Source organism: Streptococcus sp. 27098_8_76, assembly GCF_041432315.1.
Lineage (GTDB): Bacteria > Bacillota > Bacilli > Lactobacillales > Streptococcaceae > Streptococcus.
The window spans coordinates 40,024-58,008 of the sequence record NZ_JAPVZI010000011.1 but is presented as its reverse complement, the minus strand read 5'-3'; the positions used below and the strand labels follow the sequence as shown (position 1 = coordinate 58,008).

General features: G+C 40.4%; 21 protein-coding genes. All 21 read right to left on the bottom strand.

Annotated features, from left to right (window positions below; all coding sequences use genetic code 11):
• Window positions 1–100 precede the first annotated feature (100 nt).
• The gene (locus O3636_RS08590) at window positions 101–724 is read right to left on the bottom strand and encodes an HI_0552 family protein (RefSeq protein ID WP_371642688.1); all 624 of its coding nucleotides are present in this window, start codon (window positions 722–724) and stop codon (window positions 101–103) included.
• Between the two features lie 50 nt (window positions 725–774).
• The gene (gene jag / locus O3636_RS08585; protein WP_173270361.1) at window positions 775–1,764 is read right to left on the bottom strand and encodes an RNA-binding cell elongation regulator Jag/EloR; all 990 of its coding nucleotides are present in this window, start codon (window positions 1,762–1,764) and stop codon (window positions 775–777) included.
• 17 nt (window positions 1,765–1,781) lie between these two features.
• A complete protein-coding gene (locus O3636_RS08580) occupies window positions 1,782–2,606 on the bottom strand; it encodes a membrane protein insertase YidC (RefSeq protein ID WP_217423022.1) in 825 nt (274 codons plus the stop codon).
• On the bottom strand, window positions 2,581–2,952 hold the full coding sequence (gene rnpA, locus O3636_RS08575; RefSeq protein WP_371642686.1) for a ribonuclease P protein component: 372 nt from the start codon (window positions 2,950–2,952) through the stop codon (window positions 2,581–2,583). Before rnpA ends, O3636_RS08580 begins: the two co-directional genes overlap by 26 nt.
• A gap of 148 nt (window positions 2,953–3,100) precedes the next feature.
• On the bottom strand, window positions 3,101–4,291 hold the full coding sequence (locus tag O3636_RS08570; protein ID WP_371642684.1) for an acetate kinase: 1,191 nt from the start codon (window positions 4,289–4,291) through the stop codon (window positions 3,101–3,103).
• A 49-nt stretch (window positions 4,292–4,340) separates the two neighbouring features.
• On the bottom strand, window positions 4,341–5,294 hold the full coding sequence (locus O3636_RS08565; RefSeq protein WP_371642682.1) for a class I SAM-dependent methyltransferase: 954 nt from the start codon (window positions 5,292–5,294) through the stop codon (window positions 4,341–4,343).
• Window positions 5,295–5,354: 60 nt separating this feature from the next.
• Window positions 5,355–5,942, bottom strand: a complete 588-nt coding sequence (locus O3636_RS08560) for a class I SAM-dependent methyltransferase (RefSeq protein WP_371642680.1) — start codon at window positions 5,940–5,942, stop codon at window positions 5,355–5,357.
• A gap of 32 nt (window positions 5,943–5,974) precedes the next feature.
• Window positions 5,975–6,388 carry a competence type IV pilus minor pilin ComGG gene (gene comGG, locus O3636_RS08555; protein WP_371642678.1) on the bottom strand — a complete coding sequence of 138 codons (414 nt, stop codon included), beginning with the start codon at window positions 6,386–6,388 and terminating at the stop codon, window positions 5,975–5,977.
• Window positions 6,366–6,827 carry a competence type IV pilus minor pilin ComGF gene (comGF, locus tag O3636_RS08550; protein ID WP_371642676.1) on the bottom strand — a complete coding sequence of 154 codons (462 nt, stop codon included), beginning with the start codon at window positions 6,825–6,827 and terminating at the stop codon, window positions 6,366–6,368. The genes comGG and comGF overlap by 23 nt, the downstream gene beginning before the upstream one ends.
• Complete coding sequence (gene comGE / locus O3636_RS08545; protein ID WP_049486616.1) at window positions 6,790–7,092, bottom strand: competence type IV pilus minor pilin ComGE; 303 nt, start codon at window positions 7,090–7,092, stop codon at window positions 6,790–6,792. Before comGE ends, comGF begins: the two co-directional genes overlap by 38 nt.
• Window positions 7,055–7,459, bottom strand: coding sequence for a competence type IV pilus minor pilin ComGD (gene comGD, locus O3636_RS08540; protein WP_371642713.1), 405 nt, complete (start codon window positions 7,457–7,459; stop codon window positions 7,055–7,057). The genes comGE and comGD overlap by 38 nt, the downstream gene beginning before the upstream one ends.
• Entirely contained in the window at window positions 7,452–7,778 is a 327-nt protein-coding gene (gene comGC / locus O3636_RS08535; protein WP_045606658.1) for a competence type IV pilus major pilin ComGC, read from the bottom strand. The genes comGD and comGC overlap by 8 nt, the downstream gene beginning before the upstream one ends.
• A gap of 1 nt (window position 7,779) precedes the next feature.
• Complete coding sequence (gene comGB, locus O3636_RS08530) at window positions 7,780–8,796, bottom strand: competence type IV pilus assembly protein ComGB (RefSeq protein ID WP_371642711.1); 1,017 nt, start codon at window positions 8,794–8,796, stop codon at window positions 7,780–7,782.
• Window positions 8,744–9,685 carry a competence type IV pilus ATPase ComGA gene (gene comGA, locus O3636_RS08525; RefSeq protein ID WP_371642674.1) on the bottom strand — a complete coding sequence of 314 codons (942 nt, stop codon included), beginning with the start codon at window positions 9,683–9,685 and terminating at the stop codon, window positions 8,744–8,746. The genes comGB and comGA overlap by 53 nt, the downstream gene beginning before the upstream one ends.
• A gap of 76 nt (window positions 9,686–9,761) precedes the next feature.
• The gene (locus O3636_RS08520) at window positions 9,762–10,127 is read right to left on the bottom strand and encodes a DUF1033 family protein (protein WP_000286413.1); all 366 of its coding nucleotides are present in this window, start codon (window positions 10,125–10,127) and stop codon (window positions 9,762–9,764) included.
• Window positions 10,128–10,276: 149 nt separating this feature from the next.
• Window positions 10,277–11,335 (bottom strand): zinc-dependent alcohol dehydrogenase family protein, encoded by a 1,059-nt coding sequence (locus O3636_RS08515; protein ID WP_371642672.1) that lies wholly within the window; start codon window positions 11,333–11,335, stop codon window positions 10,277–10,279.
• A gap of 162 nt (window positions 11,336–11,497) precedes the next feature.
• Window positions 11,498–12,649: an N-acetylglucosamine-6-phosphate deacetylase gene (gene nagA, locus O3636_RS08510; RefSeq protein WP_001134550.1), complete on the bottom strand. Its 1,152-nt coding sequence runs from the start codon at window positions 12,647–12,649 to the stop codon at window positions 11,498–11,500.
• Window positions 12,650–12,800: 151 nt separating this feature from the next.
• Entirely contained in the window at window positions 12,801–14,618 is a 1,818-nt protein-coding gene (locus O3636_RS08505; RefSeq protein ID WP_371642670.1) for an acyltransferase family protein, read from the bottom strand.
• 100 nt (window positions 14,619–14,718) lie between these two features.
• The gene (gene tgt, locus O3636_RS08500; protein WP_001285237.1) at window positions 14,719–15,861 is read right to left on the bottom strand and encodes a tRNA guanosine(34) transglycosylase Tgt; all 1,143 of its coding nucleotides are present in this window, start codon (window positions 15,859–15,861) and stop codon (window positions 14,719–14,721) included.
• Window positions 15,862–16,587: 726 nt separating this feature from the next.
• Window positions 16,588–17,556 (bottom strand): autolysin, encoded by a 969-nt coding sequence (locus O3636_RS08495; protein ID WP_371642668.1) that lies wholly within the window; start codon window positions 17,554–17,556, stop codon window positions 16,588–16,590.
• Window positions 17,556–17,975, bottom strand: coding sequence for a phage holin family protein (locus tag O3636_RS08490; protein WP_000687674.1), 420 nt, complete (start codon window positions 17,973–17,975; stop codon window positions 17,556–17,558). The genes O3636_RS08495 and O3636_RS08490 overlap by 1 nt, the downstream gene beginning before the upstream one ends.
• Between the last annotated feature and the right edge of the window lie 10 nt (window positions 17,976–17,985).

Here is a 17,985-nt window from a genome sequence, read left to right as displayed (position 1 = left end):
GTTTATTATATACTTTGAAAGCGTAAACAAAAAGACCAAGAATTACACAGCGGACTGTTCACTCTTGGACTGTATGATTTATGATATTTTAATGATTAGCTTAATTTCTCGTAGCTAGATAAAATGGAAGAATTTTATCATAAGATTTCAGTAAATTTTCCACGATATCTTCTTCAGATGAATTTTCTGTCACAGAAACATCTGCCTTAACTAACACTTTTCGGATTTCTTGGCTGCCTACCTTCTCGACTAAGACCTGACGATTTTCTTCGTTCGCCTCCCACCATTGACTTTGGCCATCAGAGTAGGCTAGATAATAAATTCCTTCTACAACTGGAACTTCTAATACCTTGGTTTGTTTCTCCAAAGTTTGCTCATCTTTCTTGCGCTCAATAAAACTAACTTCTAGTGAGACACCAAAATCAGAGGGTACTCCATACAAACGAAGAGCCAACATAGGTTCTGTCACTTTCCCCTCACGCTGTATATAAGCCCAGAAGTGTGGTCGCAAGCGCTGCGCTTGGTTCATCCACTGGCTAGTCTGTTGGAGTTGCCATTCTGGATGACTGGTTTGAAATGCTTTAGTCAGTTCTGTAAAAGCCTTTCGAGCCTCTTGGCCTTTATGACGGAATTCCAGCATTTTCTCTCGTTCTTCCCCAGCTTTATCTGGATTACGGTACTGCAAACCTGCAAAGTCTAGATAGTCTCTTATCTTATTAAACATACGCTTAACCTCTTCTAACTAGCAAAAAATCAGGAGGACCCTGATTTTACTTATTCTGTATCTACAACGACATAGCGATTGGGCTCGTCACCTTCAGAGTAACTGGTCACACCATCCATACGTGAAATAATACGATGGATAATCTTGCGTTCGCTATTCGACATTGGATCTGTCTGATGACTGCGTCCTTCTTCTAAAACACGAGTCGCCAATTTTTGCGCATAGGTCTGCAAGACTTCTGCACGGTGTTCGACATAATCATTGACATTGATTGTAATGTAGAAGGTTCTTGAATAGCGGTTGTAAAGATAATTTTGAGCCAACAGTTGCAAGGCCTTCAAGACTTTACCATGATAACCGATAATACGCCCTGGCTCATTTGTATCAATTTGTAAATTGATGCTACGACGGTTATAATCATTTGAAAGTGTGGCTTCAACATCCATGTCATCAATAATTGTTTGAACATAAGTCGTTACTTCCGTAGCTACTTGTTCAATATCGAAGCTCGGTTCAACCTTCAAGCCCAATTCTTCTAGTTCTTGACTTTCAGTTTGCTCAGTTTGGCTTTCAATAATAGGCGTTTCTACTTCTCCTTCGAGAGCAGTTTCTTCAAGTTGTAATTCATTTAAAATCTCAATGTGACCAGTTTCTTCTAAAATGGTATTAGCATGTTTTTCATTTTTCAAGATTTCAGCCTTGACTTCATCAGAAATACCTTGGCCTTCTTCCTCAATCTTTTTAATTGCCTCTACAACATGACCCAAATCAACCGTTGCTTCACTGACTGTTTTAACAGGCTCATTCAAATCATTAATTTGCTTCGGAACTCCCTTTACAGCTTGTTGGTTTGCTTTTACAACTGTCGTTTCACTAATAGCATCGATATCCACTTGGGCTGGTTTTTTACCAAATAAACCAAGAAATCCTTTTTTCTCGCGAGAAATGACTTTGATATGAGCCTTCATTCTTGGAATATCTAATTCTTTCAATCCTTTCTGGATTGCTTCTTCAACAGTTGAACCTGTAAATACTACCATTACCAGATTCCTCCTTATTATTTCGTTTTCTGAGCCTTTTTCTTGGCTTTTCTTTTTCTATTTTCCAAATCTTTCTGTGCCTGAACTACTGCCTCGCGCTCTGCAATAATCTTGAATGGATTGTTCAAGAAATAGGTTTGCAAGACTTGATAAGCATTGGACACTGCCCAGTAGAGAGCAACTCCGCTTGGAGCATAAACCCCAAAGATAAAAATCAAGACTGGAATCCCGTACATCATCGCAGTCGTAGCTCCATTACGCTCAGACAAGGCTTTATTAGACAACCAAGTACTTAAAAAGGTAAATACTGCTGCTAAAATCGGGAGAACAAGGGTTGTATCCACACCACCAAGGTTAATCCATAAGAAATGACCTGTCTTTAAAAAGTCAACTCTTGATAGAGCTTGGAACAAGGCCAAGATAACCGGCATCTGAATCAAAATCGGCCAAAGAGAATCTGAATGTCTGACACCCATTTCTTTAAAGACTTTACGCATTTCTTGCTCTAGCTTGGTTCTACTTTCCATATCTCGACCTGGATATTGTTCTCGAAGCGCCTTAATGCGTGGTTGAGCTTCTTGCATTTTTCTAGAAGCTACCATTTGCACTTGGAAGACTGGCAAGAGAACTGTACGAATCAAGACCGTAAAGAGGATAATCCCCACTCCGATACTGATATCAAACGATAAAAAGCGAATGATTTCCGCAAAGAAGTAAACAAATTTACTCCAAAAATCAGCCGAATCGGCTGTAATATCGCTAGTTGTCCCATTAGTCGCACAGGCTGTCATGATCAATAGAGACAGTCCTAGCAAACTAGTCAACTGTAGTTTCTTTTTCACTCCCATTTCCTTCCTGGTAAATATTTGATAATTTTAATACGTGGAGTAGATTTTTCTCCATCTCTGCGTATCCCAAGGTTTCGACCCCTTTTCGAGCAATGACAACAAAATCGACATCTTCTACCAGACTCCCTTTTGCATTCTGGATAATATGCCGAATCCGTCGCTTAATTTGATTTCTAGTGACGGCATTCCCCAGTTTTTTGCTAACTGATAGACCTACTCGAAAATGATTTTTCTGATTTTCTAGTTGGTAGACAACAAACTTGCGATTGGCAAAACTTGTCCCCTCCTTGAAAATCGCCTTAAAATCTTTCTCTCTTTTTACACGAAAGTTTTTCTTCAAAACTCAACTCCATCTATTAAATTACTACTATTATACCATATTTTTCAAAAAAGCCAATCATAGCAAGGTTTTGGACAATTTCATCAGAAAAAGGAGCCGGAAAATCTCTTTCCCAACTCCTTGTCCTAAATATTTTTTCTAGTTTTACTTATTTTTTCAAGCGTTCAACGTCACGGGCAATTACTAATTCTTCATCAGTTGGAATAACAAGTACACGGACCTTAGCTGCAGAGGTAGAGATATCTCCAGTCACACCAAAGACATTTTTCTCTGGATCTACATCACAGCCAAACCAAGAGATACCTGAGATAACATCTTCACGTACATCGGTTGCATTTTCTCCTACACCCGCTGTAAAGATAATAGCATCTGCTCCGTTTAGGACTGCGAGGTATTGACCGATATGTTTTTGGATACGATCAATATAGATTTCATAGGCCAAGGTAGCATCATGATCTCCTGCTTCTTTCGCAGCAATCACATCACGCATATCACTAGATTTACCTGAGACACCCATAAGCCCTGATTCACGATTAAGGACGCGACTAATGTCTTCAGGCGTGTTAAAGTCCTCTGTATATTGCATTAAATAAGGAATAATAGCTGGGTCAATATCTCCTGTACGAGTACCCATCATCACACCACCAAGTGGAGTGAAGCCCATTGATGTATCGACAGATTGGCCACCCTTAACAGCTGTAATAGAAGCACCATTACCGATGTGGCAAGTAATCAACTTCAAGTCTTCTAATGGACGTCCCAAGAGTTTTGCAGCTTCTCCTGCTACAAACTGGTGGCTTGTTCCGTGGGCACCGTATTTACGAACCTTGTTTTCTGTGTAATATTTTGTTGGTAGAGGGTAGCGATAAGCTTTCTCTGGCATAGTTGTGTGGAATGAAGTATCAAAAACAACTACACTCGTAATGTCTGGCAACAATTCCTTGAAGGCACGAACACCTGCTGCATTGGCTGGATTGTGGAGAGGAGCCAACAAGCTCAACTCTTCAACTTTTTCTAAAACATCTCCCTCAACGACTGTTGATTCTTTGAAATATTCTCCACCTGCAACAACACGGTGTCCAACACCTGTAATCTCATCATAAGCCTTGATAATATCGAAACGAATCAAGTCATCCAATAAGATTTTAACAGCTTGTGTATGATTTTCGATATCCAAAATTTGTTGCTCAGAACGACCATCAAATTTTACAGTTGAAATTGAATCTTTCAAACCGATACGTTCAATCAAACCTTTCGCCAATACTTTTTCTTCTGGCATTAAGTATAATTGCCATTTCAAACTTGAACTTCCCGCATTGATTGCAATTGTTTTTGTCATAACAAGACTCCTCTTTTAAGCGTTTTCATCTATTATAACAAAATCTATTTTATATTTCAGTACCTTGAGTCCATTTTTGAAAATTTTCTTTAAATTTCATTAAAACACTTGCATCTTGCAAGCTAGCAAGTGGATAAACAAAGGGTTCTACTGCTATTTCACTTTTCTTCTGTAAGATAAAAATCGTCTTGGATTGTTTAGCATTAGCAAAGAGATTTTCAGGCAAACTAATCATGGCAGTCAGATTTGCCTCCTCTTTCAACCAGCCTTTCAACAAATCACTTTGAGGACTGGTCAACAAATCACTCGGAGCGAGAAAAATAGCGTAGCCATCTGATTTGAGGTACTTAAGTCCTTGTTCCATGAGCAAGTGATGGGCGTAAGTATGTTCTTGGCTAGAAGCAACTTGATGACGCGACGCAACGGCATCATCAGGATAATAGCCGACAGGCAAGTCGCTGATGACCACATCGCTTTCTTTGAGCATTTGTGGACGAACGGCATCTCCTTGGACAAAGCCAGCCTGCAAACCAATCACATCTGCTATGCTTGCTGCCAAATCAATCAGCAAATCATCCACTTCCATTCCCAAATAATCTACCTTTTTATCAAGCGAGGTCAAGAAAGTAGCACCCAGAATCCCCATCCCAGAACCCATTTCGAGTATAGTAATTTCCTCCTCTTTAAACAACTCTTCCACAATAAACACCAAAAGCAAAGCAATGGCATCTGGCGTAAACTGGTGATTGGCCTGTAGGGGCTCTGTCTGCCCAGCCTTCATCAAGAGAAACTGGTAGGTCTTGAGCCATTCTTCTTTGCGTAGCGCTAAACGTTTAAGAGCTTGATTGTTCTCTTTGACCTGCTCTAGCTCAGTTTCACCATCCAGATAGATGCTATTTTGCTCCACCAGGGCGTCATAAAAGTTGGTCGCCAAATCACTTTGGATGACTTGGACATTCTCTAGTAAATACGTATAAGCTTGTTCAATTTTTTCAAAATCCATATTCCTATCTTATCAAATTTCCCTTCTTTTTTCCATCCTTATAGAAAAATCACTCCCTGACTAGGCGAGTGATTTTTGGGCTACTGTTAAAAAGAGCTCTGAGTAATTTCCTTGAAACAGGTCTTCAGCACTGTAAAGAATCTGACTGTCAATGCTCGAAAAACCAAACTGGGCTAGCTTGTTTTCCAGTTCAGCTAAATCAAATCCATGATGGTTAGCTTCTGTCTTTGTAAAATCAGCAAGTAGGAGTTGTCCATCTTCCTTCAAATGTTGATGAAACAGTGAGAGAGCCGCATCCAAATCAGGCATATGGTGAAGAACCCGACTAACGACAATGCAATCAAACTCTTTCTCCAAGGGATTTTTCAGTAAATCTTGCTCCAAAAACTGGATATTATTGATGTCTTGCTGCTCCGCTTTCAAACGAGCTTGCTCCAGCATTTTCTCCGAAATATCCACCAATGTTACAGACTTGGCCTGCTTGGCTAGGGGCAAGGTTAACAGACCCGTCCCTCCACCAAAATCCAAAATTTCTTTGTCTGATAGAAGATCAATCTGTTTCTCGACTGCTTGACAAACCAAGTTTGCAAGGAAGATATTTTTAGGGGAATCGAAAGTTTCTGCTTTGTGGTTAAAATCATGTTTCATATTTTTAGTTTAGCACAAAGTAGCTTGGTTGGCTAGGAATTCTCTTTCTTTTCAGGCTTCTTTTCTGATTTTTTCTTCTCCACTTTTTCGCTTGGATCGATCGCTACCTTTTCCTTTTTCTCTGTTTTCTCTTCTTTGATTTTGACTGAGGGAAACAGAAACTCATATTGGCTCTTAGGCGTACGAACCCTCGTCACTAAGCTTGTTTTCTTATTTTGATAGCTCACCTGCCCCAGATTAAAGGCCTGTTCCCCACTTTCTTGCTCGGCTTTATCCTTGGTTCGTTTAGCCATGGCAAAAGCAATCAGCTTTTCTTTATTTAAAGCATAGTCTCGATGGTGGGCGACTTGTCGGTTCAAGTAAAATTGTAACAAAAGACTAAAGATGGCTGCCATGGTGACTGCATAGAGGAGAACACCTGCCTTAACTTTTTTCTTTTTCCACACGATAAATGAACTCCCTTTCTAAGCCTTTTTGGAACTGGAAACGAAAGCGCACCAGTTGATTGTCCTCTGTAATCTGTGCGGATTTGAGGCCATAAACCATAGGCTGATAACCTCGTCCACTGGCATCGGTTTTCCGAAAATCGTCCGATTTAGACTTGCCTATCGCAATTTCCTTGCCATCCTGCTTCATATAGAGGCGATTGCCCTCCACTTTTTCAAACTGCGAACGGTCTAATTCTGCCTCCAACTGGTCCACAAACAGGAGCCACTCCTTTTGCTCGCTTTGTTGCTGGTAGCGAACTTCTGAAATAAGGAGCTGACTCATGACTTGAAAGAGAAGTAAGCTTCCACTGATGACAATGAGGGCAATCAGGGATTCCAACAAAGTAAAAGCCTTGACCTTATGGCTCTTTGATTGCCAACAACTGTTCTGAACCATGGTAGACCTCCAATCCCTTTTCACTAGAAAACACCTGAATCTCAACTCCATTTATCTTTACCTGATTTTGACCTGTCTGCAGAGCCATCTTAGCTACACGCACAACTTCTTCTTTCTGCAAGATTTTTGCTTCTTCTTGCCTATTCTTTTGAATTTGTCCCAAAAGGAGGGTCGCGATGCTAGCAAAGATAGCTAAAGCAACTACTGCTTCCAGTAAAATCACTGCCCTAATTTTTTGTTTCCTTAATGCGTTTAATTTTTCCATTTCCTAGATATAATTGATAACGAATCGCTCCTTTACTGGTCTGAAATTCAACCTTAGCCAGAGACGAATTGCCCCCAGCTCGGTCAAATGTAATACTTTGGTCTGATGGTGCCTGAATCCCTTTGGGGACTATCAACTTTTGACTGCCATTACTGATCGTCTGCCCATCTAAGTTCAGACTAGTCTTTTGCTGACTAGCTACACTGCGTTTTTGGGTTTCCCGATAAAGTTCTTCAAACTCCATAAAGAAAATCTGCTCCTCTACCGCTGCAAAAGTGGACTGAACAGAGCCAGACAAACCCAAGGCAAGGATACTCACAAGACCCAAAACCAATAGACTTTCCAGCATGGTAAAGGCCTTAATCATTGACTTTACGATTTGCTCCTCCGTTTTTAGTATAGTATTCATTATAGGCTTTAGCCTGTTCAGGAGTAATACGCCCATCTGCTTGTAACTTGCTTAGGCTAGCATCTTCATTTTTATCCAAGCTATAAAGTTCTGCCTGGCTTTCCACCACCTTAACAACAGCAGCTTTTCCTTTGTCATTGACTGCCTCTTTTTGCTTGGTCAAATTAGGCACAAAGAGCAAGAGAAGCACGCTGATGATGAGCAAGACCACCAACATTTCCACAAGTGTGAAAGCTTTAACCTTAGCTTTTTTCAAGAATGTCATCATTTTTTTCATGTTAAAAATTTACCTCCATATTTTGATACATGGGCATGAGCATTGCCGCATAAAGTAAAACGATAATCAGTGCCACAAAGATAAAAGCCAGTGGCTGCACCAAATTCATGGTGCGGTTGATTCGTGTAAAAAAGGCTTCCCAAGTTTTTTCAGCATAGATTTCCAACTCACTACCCAGCTTAGACTTGACTTCCCCATACTCGATGATGAGACTCAACTCCTTCTTAAAGAAAGGATAGGTTCCTATCGTCTGAGAAAATTCCTGACCATTTTGTAGGGATTGAGCTAAATCTTGACCGATTTCTTTAAAGAACTGGGAACCTTGTTCCTGCATCATTTGAAAAATCTGCGTCAACTCCATCCCCTGCGAAATCATATTCCCCCATTCACGCGCATAATAAGCTGTCAGATAAGTCTGCACAAAGATTCCAAGAAAAGGAATGCGTGCTAGGATAGAAAAGATACGCATCTTAGAGCTTCTTTTATAAAAAGTTAGTGCTAAAAGGACACCTACTGAAACAAATCCTACCATTCCTAGAAAGATTTGTGGCAGATTACCGATAATCTGAGTGGCAATATTACTACTATCCAGTTGTGGTAGTAGGTAGTTCCGTAGTCCCAGCATAATTAAGAGAAGAAATCCCAGCAAAATCAAGGGATAGGTCGCTACTTCAATTAGTTTTTTCTTGACCTTGGCCAGATTGTCCAGATATTCTTCTATCTTTCCCAAACTCAGGTGGAGATTTCCATGGACTTCCGCTAGGGATAACTGAGTGACAATGGCACTTGAAAATCCCAAACTTTCCATCATTTCTGAGAATGATTTGCCCTGAGACAAGCCCGTGCGCATCTGAGTCACACACTGCTTGTCCAACAAGGCACTCCTATCTAAAAAGGAGATGGTCTCCACCAGATGAAAACCGCTGGAAAAGAGATTGTTAAACAAAGTAATGATATTTTTTTGCTTAGCTGTAGCTAATTTTTTCCGTTTCAGCCTGAAGACTTGTGATATGTCCATCTTTAAGAAGCTGGTCAATCTGTTCATTCCAGCTAGTTGGCTGGTGTTCTTGATAGTCTTTGTTTGCAAAGTCAACGATTCCTCCTCCCCCGATTAATCTCTGGTAGCAGACTCCCTGCAGAACGACTGCCAATTCCTCCTCACTCACACCCAACTCCAACAGGCGCTCATAAACACCTCGAATACTCTTGGCGTGAATGGTTGAAAAGACTGTCGCACCTGTCAAACTAGCTCTGACCACTGCACGCGCCGTTTCGCTGTCCCTAATTTCTCCGATAATCAAGAGATCTGGTCGATGGCGCAAGGAAAGTTTGATTAGATTTTCATAGGTAAGCCCAATCGCTTCATTCAACTGCAACTGGAGCATGTTGTCCTGCTTGATCTCAACTGGATCTTCAATGGACATAACTTGCTGTCCTTTAAAGAGAGATTTAGCCAATTCGTGCATCAAGGTTGTCTTGCCACTTCCGACTGGACCAGCAAAGAGATAAAGTCCCCGTTGCCTGTACTGCTTACCCAATTCGTCAATATCCTGAAACCAAAAATGCAAATCTTGCTCCTCATCATGCAACAAGCGAATGACTAAACTCTCATGCCCTCTATAATCGCCTACGGTAGATAAACGTAGGGACGCCATCTTCTGGTCATATTCATAATCACAGGAACCAAGTTGACTACGTCGCTTTTCCCCCACATTCATACCCGCCACAAACTTAAAGTGACTGATGACGGCCGCAAATTTTTCAAAATCATAAGAACCGATTTTACAGCGCTCGTCTCCGACCCTCATATGAAGCTCATAGGCATCTAACTTAGGGACAAAATAAATGTCTTGCGCCCCTTTTTTCCGAGCTGAACGAATGATTTCTTGTGCAATTTCTTGAACCATACTTACCTCCTCACCTATACTATTCGCAAAGAGTTGGAAAAATAAAAAAAGCAACTCCAAAAAAGTTACTTTTTCTCTATTTTAATTTCATACGACAAGAACGGTGCCTTTCCTTACCTGTTTGTTTTTCATAGCCTGGGCGTAGTTTTTCATCTGGAATAACCTGCTCGTCCTGCAAAAGAGCCAGAGAATGGTATTGTTGTAAATACTCGTCACATTCATCACACCAGCGTTGGTCTTCCGGATCCCAAAAAATGGTCATCAAGTCACTTCTACTTTTATAGAGAGGGGATTCTTGCTCCAATCTAAACCAGCAAGTTTTATAGTATTTGAGAGCATCATAATACTGGTCAAATTTTCTACTTGCTACAATATCTTCTTCCCAACCTTCTAAGAACCACCAGGGTTCAAAATCTCCGTACATTTCTATAACACGATACATATTCATTCATTCCTTTGTACCGTATATTATAACTAATTCCGCTAGACAAGGAAAGAAATATGCTCATTTCTTATTTTTCAGATAAAAAATCCAGCCATCCTATGATGACTGAATTTCTATTTGCTTATGTTCCAAAATGTTTTTACTACTTAAGCTTCTGAAATATCGTTTTCGATGATGACCTTAATGGCATGGTGGTCTGCTGCCTTACTGAAGACTTCATAGGCTTTTTCAATTTCACTGAGTTTGAAATAGTGAGTTACCAATTTTTCTGGTTCAATCTTATGACTTTCAAGTGCTTTCAACAATTGTGGAGTTGTATTTGTAGATACCAAACCAGTTGTTACATTGATGTTGCGAATCCAAAGTTTGTCCAAATCGAATTCGACTGGTTTACCATGTACACCACAGTTGGCAACTGTTCCGTCTATACCGATAATCTTTTGACAGAAATCAAATGTTGCAGGAATACCAACAGCTTCGATAGCAATATCTACACCACGACCATCTGTCAAATCATAAATTTCTTTAATCGCTTTTTCAGGGTCTGAAGAATTAACCTTATGAGTCGCACCAAATGATACAGCAGTTTCCAAGCGGTTATCGTCTAAGTCCACCATAATCAATTTGGCTGGTGAGTAGAATTGGGCTGTCAAAAGAGCAGCCAATCCAACTGGACCTGAACCAATAATGGCTACGCTGCAACCAGGTTCTACTTTCCCTTTCAAGACACCAATTTCATATCCAGTAGGTAGAATGTCTGATAGCATAACCAAGGCTTCATCTGACAAGTTTTCTGGAGTGTGGTAAAGAGTGTTATCTGCATGAGGGACACGTAAATATTCAGCCTGCATACCATCAATCAAGTGACCGAAAATCCAGCCCCCTTCGTCTTCACAGTGGGCATAGATTCCTTTTTTACAGTAGTAGCATTTTCCACAGGCACAGACACAAGAAATCAAGACCTTGTCGCCTTTTTTGAAGTTAGAAACTCCTTCTCCAACTTCTTCAACAATCCCAATCCCTTCGTGACCAAGAATGGTACCACTTTGGCAAGCAGGGACATCCCCTTTGATAATATGGAGGTCTGTTCCACAAATAGTGGTTTTTACGATACGCACAATAGCGTCTGTTGGCTTGCGAATCACTGGTTTGTCTACATCAACAAAAGAAGCAAGGCCTGGTTTAACATAAGTATAGGCTTTCATAAAGCACTCCTCCGTTTTTTTATTTGTACTATTTATAATATAATTGTAAACCTTTTCATTTGTTTGCTCAAGATTTTTTGTGATTTTTTTAACTTTTTTATTTACCGGTAAAGCAATGTAGATAAAAAAGCAGAAGCTAGTCTCTAACTTCTGCTTTATCTCTTATGCTTGATAACGTTTCACACCGTCTAGGTAGGTTGCTACCAATTCCAAATCTTTATCTAATACGATAAAGTCTGCATCATATCCTTCACGAATTTGTCCACAGACATCATCAATATTAACAGATTTTGCTGGGTTAAGGCTAGCCATCATGACCGCTTCGTGTGGATTTGCAATACCCCACTCGACTACATTTCTCATACCATCTTTAAGTTTGAGGATAGAACCTGCCAAATTACCAGTAGATTTGAGACGTGCAGTTCCATTTGCTACTACAACAGGGAATTCTCCCAACATATAGTCACCGTCTTCAAGCCCACCAGCTGTCATACAGTCCGTAATAAGAGCGATGTTTTCTGTCCCCTTTTGCTTAAGTAAAATCTCACAAGCTTTTGGATCTACGTGATAACCATCACAAATCAATTCTGCGTAAGTATGTGGGAGCTCATACATAGCTCCTACCATACCTAGTTCGCGGTGTGTTAAACCACGCATCCCATTATAGGCATGTACCCATACACTAGCTCCAGCATCAACTGCCTTCTTAGCTTGTTCAAATGTCGCATCTGAGTGTCCAAGTGCAACTGTCACACCTTCACCTGTAATAGTACGTACAAAATCTTCCACCCCATCACGTTCTGGTGCAATAGCGATTTTATTTAGCATCCCTTTTGCAGCATCTTGCCAAGAATGAAACTCCTCAACACCCGGGTCTCTCATATAAGTTGGATTTTGTGCCCCCTTAAAAGTTTCTGTGAAATATGGACCTTCATAATAAATCCCACGAATCTTAGCACCTGTTGCTTCTTTATAATGGTTCCCAAGATTTTCAGTGACTGCAAGCAATTGCTCATAAGTGGCTGTTAAAGTTGTGGGCAAGAAACTGGTAACACCGGTACTAAGTAGTCCTTCACTCATAGTATGCAATGTACCTTCAATGTTGTTGTCCATGACATCTACACCTGCATATCCATGAATATGAGTATCCACAAGACCTGGTGCAATGCTATAACCAGTATAGTCAAGAACCTCTGCTCCTTCAGGAATTTGATCCACATGTTTCCCAAATTTGCCATCAACAAGTTCTAAGTACCCACCGCGACGAATGCCAAATGGATAGAAAAACTGATCCGCTTTAACGTAATTAGGCATAATAATGACCTCCTTAAAAGATTACTTTTGATATTTATTATGTCAATTACATTATAAACCTTTCTTTTTTATTTGTAAATGGTATAGACCTATTTTCTGGAGATATTTTAAAAGAGCTGGATTTCTCCAACTCTTCTCTTTTTAATGCAAGTTATTTTGATTTGACTGGCTTGTCTTGAGCTGTTTCCAAGGCTGTAGCAATCGTATCTGCATACAATTTTGCTCCTGCTTCAATAGTACTAGTGTCACTTCCGAAATGGACTTGGTCTGTACCTGCCCAGATTTCTGGATGCTCTTTCGCAACTTGATTCCAATCTGCTATCGTGATGTAAGGAGTCTTCTCTGCCAATTCTCTCATATAGGCAGCAGCCTTCTCAACGATGGCATAGGTCTCTTTTGTCTTATCCCCCTCATAAGGAGTCACCAAAACCATATGATGGCCCTTAGGAAGATTTTTCACGATGCTGTCCCAGTCTTCCTTGTAATTTTCAGGATTATTTACCCCAGTCGCAATGACCACCATCTTAGGTAAAAATTTATTCTGGCTATTGTTTAGCATGATTTCATTGGCAGTCTTGGTTGTTCTGCTGACCTGCGCGTTAATTTGTGCTCCAGGAAGGGCTGTCTGCAGGGCTGTATTTGCCCTTAAAGCCACCGAGTCACCAATTAACATAGTGCCATCAGCAATCCCCAAACTATTTGCATCTGCCCGTTCTGTCATCACCTTGGTTTGGCTAATATTTGTTGCAGCTTGCTTCAAACCATTGACAGTCAAATCTGTCTCAAAAGCTCCCACTTGTGGTGCCAACAAAGTCACTAAGAAGACAATGAAGGCTAAGATTCCTGTACTTGTTGCAAGAATTGCGTGAATATAAGGCAGGGGACGAAGAGTTTGTAAAACAGGTGTGTTCTTGCCTGCAATCCAAGGTTCCAATACATAAAATGAAAGACTGGCAAATCCATAAGAACAAATCAAAGTCAGTAACACAGCAAAAAGATTTGAGGTCAACTGTGAGAAAATGATATAAAAAGGCCAATGGAAGAGATAAACTGCATAGCTAGTATCTGCTAAAAAGCTGATAATCTTTGGCTCCTGCATGTTAGGAGTCTTTTCATGTAAGACACGCGCCACCAGAATCATAGCAAGGGCTGCAAGACTGGCAAGCAAGAAGCCCATAAGATAAGCAAAGAGATAGGTAAATTTGACAAAGAAGGTCAAAATGAGTAAGAAGCCAAAACCTCCTGCAAAAATCAACAGGGTCTTTCGTAAATCCCAGATTTTATCCAACTGCTTAACTAGGGAAGTCGTCTGACGAACGCCTACGATAGTTGCTAACACACTTCCCAAAAAGAATGGATAGACATGAGTTAAACTGGAGAAATAAACAGAGGAATAAGAGGTCACTAGAAAACTACCAATAAACATGGAGAAGAAGCTAATTAAAAAGGCAGCAGCTGATAAGAGAAAAACCATCCCCTTCAACTGACCATTGGATTTAGCCTGTTTGGATAAGAACCAAACTGCCAATCCCCATAGAATATAGTAGTGAACCTCAACTGCCAAACTCCAATTATGAACAAACAAATGGGGAATAAACTGAGATTCATAACTCCCACCTGTTAGGAGTTCATAGAAGTTGGTCATAAAGCCTAAAACACCCGCAATCTGACCCCCAATTCCAGCCACATAATCTTGGCGAACTAGAAAGGTAAAGGGCATGGTTACCAAGACCATCAAAACCACAGGTGGCACGATACGATAAAAGCGTCTCCTAAAAAATCCAACCAAATCAATTTCATGATTTTTAGAAAATTCTTCGATGAGTAGAGCTGTAATCAGGAAACCTGAAAATGTGAAAAAGACATCTACCCCGAAAAATCCTCCAGGAAAGATGGTCTGAAAGAAGTGATACAAGAGTACAAAAAGTAAACCTGTAATCCTAATCAAGGAAAACCATTTAATGCGCATACGAGTTTATTCTCCCTTTCATTGTACACTTTATTCTATCAAAAAAAGAAGAAAAATCCTAAGAGAAAACTTAGGATTTTTAGCTTATATCTATTCCGTTTTAGAAATTACGTCCTGACTTATTATAGCCATATTTTTCAACAAAATACTCACGGAATTCTAAGAGATTGTCATCCATGATGGCTTGTCGCACTTGCTTCATCAAGTTAAGCAAGAAGTAAAGATTGTGGTAGCTAGTCAAGCGAATACCAAAGGTTTCATCAGCCTTGAGGAGGTGACGAAGGTAGGCGCGTGTATAGTTCTTACATGTGTAGCAATCACATTCAGGATCCAGTGGTGTAAAGTCCTCAGCAAACTGGGCATTTTTGACAACCAAACGTCCCTGACTGGTCATACAAGTACCATTACGAGCGATACGAGTCGGCAAGACACAGTCAAACATATCTACACCACGAATCACTCCATCAATCAAGCTATCTGGCGCTCCCACCCCCATCAAATAGCGAGGTTTATTTTCAGGTAGCAGTTGGGTTGTGAAGTCCAAGACCGCATTCATCTCTTCGTGGGTTTCTCCCACCGCCAAACCACCGATAGAGTAGCCTGGGAAGTCCATGCTGACAAGGTCATGAGCTGATTGGCGACGAAGGTCTTCAAATCCTGCTCCCTGAACAATCCCAAACAATCCTTGGTCATGCGGACGACGATGAGCCTTCAAACCTCGTTCAGCCCAACGGCTGGTACGTTCAATTGATTTCTTAACGTAGTCATAAGGTTGATAAAACTGGGGACATTCGTCAAAGGACATCATGATGTCTGAGCCCAGATTGTTCTGAATAGAGATGGCCTTCTCTGGGGACAAGAACATCTTGGAACCATTGAGATGGTTTTTAAATGTTACCCCTTCTTCTGTGATATTGCGGCTATCTGCTAAAGAATAAACCTGAAAACCACCACTATCTGTCAAGATAGGCTGGTCCCAATTCATGAACTTGTGGAGACCACCTGCGCGTGCGATGAGTTCATCTCCAGGGCGAAGCCAGAGATGATAGGTGTTTGACAGGATAATTCCCGAACCCATCTCCTTCAACTCCTCTGGCGACTGAGTTTTGACAGTGGCTTGAGTCCCAACTGGCATAAACATAGGTGTCGGGAAGGTCCCGTGGGGAGTGATGATTTCCCCCAGACGAGCTCCCGTGTGTTTTTCTTTCTTAATCAAACGGTATTTGATTGGTGAATCTGACATTTTTTACCTCCGAAGCTGGGAAAGACAGTCCCAGTTCATACTTTGTGCCCAAGGGCATACTGTATGATTTTATCAAAAAAAGCTTGAACTGTCACGAACTATGGTATAAAGAATTTGTGTTTACAAATAGTTATCATCGCTTTTCAATAGTTGAGTTTTTACTTATTTTTCTTTAAAATCATTTTCATTAATTGCTATCATTTTTTTTAAATCGTATTCATCACCGTATTCATTTTCATACTCATATTTGCCCGTATAGTTGAGAAGGTTTCAATTTAATTCTAATAGTTTACAAATGTATCAGTGACTAATTTCACTGTTTTTATTTTTAACAAAACACCGTTTTTGACAATAATAAAAAAATAAAAAGGATCTATTATTAACAAAATGGCATTTTTGACAATAATGACCTGCCATTCTTCTCTCTATTCTTCATGTAAGCGATTTTTTTGAATAATAGGATTGTAATTTCTATTTCTAATCGTTCAAAATGCGTGTTTTTGCAAAATCGAACTCGCCTCTAATTTTGTTGACGTCAACAAAACTGGCAACCAAGCGCTTTGTAAAGCTTTTTGTTGATGTCAACAAGTCAATTTTTCAGGCAAATCATTTATTTTGCTACCGACATTGATGTCGGTTGGTTAGATGTTTTATTGATTCAGAGCAAACAAAAAAACCGCAAGCCTGAGCCTGCGGTTAGTGTAATCTATTTTGAAATTCTTTCTATTATTTCTTTTCTTCTTTTTCTTTATCGACTACTGTGATAAGACCATCTGGTTCTGTTTTGAAGGCTGGATCTGTGTGAAGTTCGCCGTTTGCTTTCAAATAGTACCAGCCGTCTCCCGATTTGATGAATTGTTTAGACAGCATATAACCATCTTTTTCTTCCATAAAATACCAGGTTTCACGGTATTTCACCCAACCAGTGGCCATGCGCCCGTCTGATTTGAAGAAATACCATCGATGGTTGAGGAACATCCAGCCTGTGACCATTGCACCACGTTTGTCAAGATAGAACCAATCTTTGCCATCATTGAACCAACGGTTGATTAGGCAGTATCCACGTTCATCGAAGTAGAACCACTCATTGTTGATTTTCTTCCAGCGTTTTGTGGGATAAGAGCCATCCGACTCTTCCCACCACCAGCCGGTTTCATTACGCTTCCAGCCAGCTTCAGATAAGCCACCTTCGATGTCTTTCTTGAATTGCTCACGGCTAATGCCCCATTTTGCCAAGTAAGGGTATGGATCCACATGATCTGAGTAGTTGCGAGGTTGATTGTATGTACAATACTGATGTGTCTTGATTCCAGCCAAGCTGTCAGAATCCAGCGTTTTCGGAATCCCTGCTTCATCAGCAAGGTTGCGCAGTAGTTCAACATAGAGCTTGTAATCGCGCATGAACTCTTCCTTAGTTGAATGGCTCTCAATCAATTCTACTTGTCCGTAGCCTTCAACGTTCCAGCCACCTCCTACGTCATATGCTCCCATGTCTGTGTACCAGGTTTGCATCACACGGCCGTTACCAACGACGTGTGAAAAAAATCCTGAATCAACAGGACGACGCATATGGTAATCTGCTTCATTTTGAGCTGTTGAGTTGGGATTACCAGTTGAATGAGCATGAATCTGACGATATGGTTGCTCTCCAACCTGTGGCAAATCAGTTCTTAGTCTACTTGTATCAATATCCATTATTGTTCTCCTTCGTTCTTGTCGTTTTTGTCACCAGATAAGCGCTCAAATGCCTTGATGATAGGTTGGAAGATGGTCACGTTACCTTTTAACTTACGGTAATTTTCGATGAGTGACTGGAATGTAAAAAGCAAATATCCGAGGTAAATTGAGTATAGAAATGCGAAGCCTGTCTTCTCAGGTAGCAAGACAGACATCGGAATCAATACCATCAACAAGAGGACCCCTAGAATCTTTCGAATCAGGCCATTAATGCCAATCTTACTCTTGTATTCAATTTCTGGATTTGCAATTGCTGCGAACGTCCCTGATGCAAAATCTACGATTTCTAGAATCACAATTAAGCCCAGCGCATACAATACCAAGCCATCTTCTGTTTGGATTAGACTTCTAAAAAAGTTAAACAATTCGATTTTCATATATTCTCCT

What these genes read in the sequence shown, in the direction of transcription:
- O3636_RS08590 (WP_371642688.1), bottom strand. Translation starts at nt 724, where the DNA reads ATGTTTAATAAGATAAGAGACTATCTAGACTTTGCAGGTTTGCAGTAC.
- jag (WP_173270361.1), bottom strand. Translation starts at nt 1,764, where the DNA reads ATGGTAGTATTTACAGGTTCAACTGTTGAAGAAGCAATCCAGAAAGGA.
- O3636_RS08570 (WP_371642684.1), bottom strand. Translation starts at nt 4,291, where the DNA reads ATGACAAAAACAATTGCAATCAATGCGGGAAGTTCAAGTTTGAAATGG.
- O3636_RS08565 (WP_371642682.1), bottom strand. Translation starts at nt 5,294, where the DNA reads ATGGATTTTGAAAAAATTGAACAAGCTTATACGTATTTACTAGAGAAT.
- O3636_RS08560 (WP_371642680.1), bottom strand. Translation starts at nt 5,942, where the DNA reads ATGAAACATGATTTTAACCACAAAGCAGAAACTTTCGATTCCCCTAAA.
- comGF (WP_371642676.1), bottom strand. Translation starts at nt 6,827, where the DNA reads ATGGTTCAGAACAGTTGTTGGCAATCAAAGAGCCATAAGGTCAAGGCT.
- comGE (WP_049486616.1), bottom strand. Translation starts at nt 7,092, where the DNA reads ATGGAAAAATTAAACGCATTAAGGAAACAAAAAATTAGGGCAGTGATT.
- comGD (WP_371642713.1), bottom strand. Translation starts at nt 7,459, where the DNA reads ATGATTAAGGCCTTTACCATGCTGGAAAGTCTATTGGTTTTGGGTCTT.
- comGC (WP_045606658.1), bottom strand. Translation starts at nt 7,778, where the DNA reads ATGAAAAAAATGATGACATTCTTGAAAAAAGCTAAGGTTAAAGCTTTC.
- comGB (WP_371642711.1), bottom strand. Translation starts at nt 8,796, where the DNA reads ATGGACATATCACAAGTCTTCAGGCTGAAACGGAAAAAATTAGCTACA.
- comGA (WP_371642674.1), bottom strand. Translation starts at nt 9,685, where the DNA reads ATGGTTCAAGAAATTGCACAAGAAATCATTCGTTCAGCTCGGAAAAAA.
- O3636_RS08520 (WP_000286413.1), bottom strand. Translation starts at nt 10,127, where the DNA reads ATGTATCGTGTTATAGAAATGTACGGAGATTTTGAACCCTGGTGGTTC.
- O3636_RS08515 (WP_371642672.1), bottom strand. Translation starts at nt 11,335, where the DNA reads ATGAAAGCCTATACTTATGTTAAACCAGGCCTTGCTTCTTTTGTTGAT.
- nagA (WP_001134550.1), bottom strand. Translation starts at nt 12,649, where the DNA reads ATGCCTAATTACGTTAAAGCGGATCAGTTTTTCTATCCATTTGGCATT.
- O3636_RS08505 (WP_371642670.1), bottom strand. Translation starts at nt 14,618, where the DNA reads ATGCGCATTAAATGGTTTTCCTTGATTAGGATTACAGGTTTACTTTTT.
- tgt (WP_001285237.1), bottom strand. Translation starts at nt 15,861, where the DNA reads ATGTCAGATTCACCAATCAAATACCGTTTGATTAAGAAAGAAAAACAC.
- O3636_RS08495 (WP_371642668.1), bottom strand. Translation starts at nt 17,556, where the DNA reads ATGGATATTGATACAAGTAGACTAAGAACTGATTTGCCACAGGTTGGA.
- O3636_RS08490 (WP_000687674.1), bottom strand. Translation starts at nt 17,975, where the DNA reads ATGAAAATCGAATTGTTTAACTTTTTTAGAAGTCTAATCCAAACAGAA.